The sequence below is a fragment of the Lactobacillus sp. UMNPBX19 genome (assembly GCF_002553805.1).
Lineage (GTDB): Bacteria > Bacillota > Bacilli > Lactobacillales > Lactobacillaceae > Lactobacillus.
The window spans coordinates 1-2,210 of record NZ_PCYR01000059.1; the positions used below are offsets into that span (position 1 = coordinate 1).

Annotated in this window: 3 protein-coding genes; all 3 read right to left on the minus strand. The window is 32.6% G+C overall.

Annotation, left to right across the window (positions count from 1 at the left end):
- Positions 1-57 precede the first annotated feature (57 nt).
- The 3 genes from CP370_RS08990 to CP370_RS09000 all read right to left on the minus strand — a co-directional run bounded on the left by CP370_RS08990 (position 58) and on the right by CP370_RS09000 (position 2,168).
- On the minus strand, positions 58-375 hold the full coding sequence (locus CP370_RS08990) for a helix-turn-helix domain-containing protein (protein WP_087713074.1): 318 nt from the start codon (positions 373-375) through the stop codon (positions 58-60).
- A gap of 300 nt (positions 376-675) precedes the next feature.
- Complete coding sequence (locus CP370_RS08995) at positions 676-1,527, minus strand: DNA/RNA non-specific endonuclease (RefSeq protein ID WP_087285023.1); 852 nt, start codon at positions 1,525-1,527, stop codon at positions 676-678.
- A complete protein-coding gene (locus tag CP370_RS09000) occupies positions 1,527-2,168 on the minus strand; it encodes a DNA-entry nuclease (RefSeq protein WP_232457388.1) in 642 nt (213 codons plus the stop codon). The genes CP370_RS08995 and CP370_RS09000 overlap by 1 nt, the downstream gene beginning before the upstream one ends.
- Positions 2,169-2,210: the final 42 nt, after the last annotated feature.

Sequence of the window (2,210 nt, forward strand, 5' to 3'; positions counted from 1 at the left end):
TAAGAGTTGGATTGATCGTCTTTTGGTATCTGAAAGTTAGTTTTTTCCCAGACACTTTTATTTATCTTCTTTAGCAAAAGTATTAATTATAGTAATAAAACTTTTAGTTAAGGCCTCTTCCTGTTCAACAGGAAGTTTTTCCATATCATTTGTAAGCTTGTCAAGAAAAACACGGTCATTGCTTAACTTACTTGCAAATGCCTGTGGTTCAGGAGTTTTGGATGATTCATCAATTAAAGTAATTACGGATGTTTGTAGTTCCTTTGCAATCGCATCTAATTTTTGAATACTGATATTTTGATTACCTGTTCTTTTAATCTTAGAGATGAAATTCACTGATAGACTACTGAATTCCGCAAGGTCTTCTTGAGTCATTCTCAAACTCTTGCGCCTTTTTTGATCGCAGCTCCTAAGTTGTCTATCACTTCAATCACAATTCCTTTCACACAGATTTCTGCCTGCGCTTTTTAGAATAAAGTTAAACTGCAATTAAATGAAGAATTTATAATATTATCTTTTTTCATTTAGTATATTCATACACCTAAACTATTGAGCATAAATACTAATTGAATGAGCATTATGAAGGAAAAGTATAGGTTTGAACTTAGGAAATTGAGAGAAGCGAATAGAAGTATAGAAAATAAAATAACTTTAACATAGTTATTTTATTAAAACTTAAGAAGCTTTACTGGTTCCATTAGCGTAGTTTATGTTTACACCATCTTGAACATTAAAAATATAAACATGGAAATGAACATCGTTTGAGTTGATTGATTGTCCCTCCATTTCGACACCACGGGCTAATAATTCATTATTTCTAAAAATTGGTGTAACTCGATACCGAACATAATTTGATGGAGAGGACTTTAAATAAGTAGCCACTTCATTCTCATACATTAGCATATCTGGATCATTTAAATGCCTAGTCCCAGTCATCAGGTTTTTCCAATTATTATTTTGACCTGTGAGTTGATAACCAATTAAATGAGAACGATTATAGAGCCAATGGTCATTTATTTTCTTATTATGCCAGCCAGTTGGATTGACATGCAGTGGCTCTCGTTTTGTTTTTGGCATTAAGGAACTATTTAAAAGTGCATTTGCTGCAGTTACACGATTTTGTGAATCAAGATCGCCATATTTTTGCCAGGCACCATGACTTGTATCTAAATCTTGCTTTGAAAAATCTGGATTATTATTGTTTACGTTAACAACAGTTTTCCCCGTATAATCAAGACTAGCTAATTTTTGTTTACTTAAAGATTCAACTGCATTTGGATTAGTGTAGTTTTTTAATTGCTTTTGAAGATCAGCTATCTTTTTATCCAAAGAGCTAATTTTCTTCTCAATTTTTTTGTTCTTCTTTTTTAAATTTTTTGCTTTCTTTTGATCAGTATAGTCATACTTATATTTTTTAGCGACTTTAGTATCGTTAGATGAACTAGCTTGAACAGTATATGTTTGACTAATTCCGAAAGAAAACAAAAGGGTAACTGTTAAAAATTCGGTAAATTTCTTATATTTCATTATCTTTTGGCCTTTCTATAGCCAGCATTAATTGCGTCTTGTTCACTGTTAAAGTAAACGGCATTAACTGAATTCATATGGTAGCCTGCTTGACCAGGTACGTGGTAAATTTTTGAATTACTGTTTCCGACAATTGTTCCTTGGTTACCAGTATAAAGATCACCTTGATTAGAAGAATCAGACGAACTAGAAGAACTATTAGTATTTGCTTCCTGACGTTGAGCAGCTTTTTGTTGTTCTTCAGCTTCTTTTTGACGGGCTTTGGCCTCTTTTTTAGCTGCCGCTTCCGACTTTTTTCTTGCTTGTTCAGCTTCTTGTTTTTGTTGTTCTTCTTTTTCTTGGTAGTCATCAAGTTGCTGCTTTAACTTGTCATATTCAGCTTGTTTATTCTTTTGTTCTTGTTTGAGAACCTTAGCTCTAGCTTTTTCTTTATTAAGTTCTTTAGTTCCAACTTTTTTAATGATCGTTTTATGAACTACTCTGCTGCTTTTGGCTGAGGCGTTCTCATTAAGTGAAGTAGTGGTTGTACTGCTTGGGCTAACCGCCAGACTTAGTAAAACGAATAAAGCGATTGTTACACAATTTGCCCAAAAAACTTGACGTTTGTTTTTCTTAAAAATAAATTTTTTCGTAAATTGCAATAATAACTTGAACACTTTTGTTTAGGCTGTTTGATAGATGCG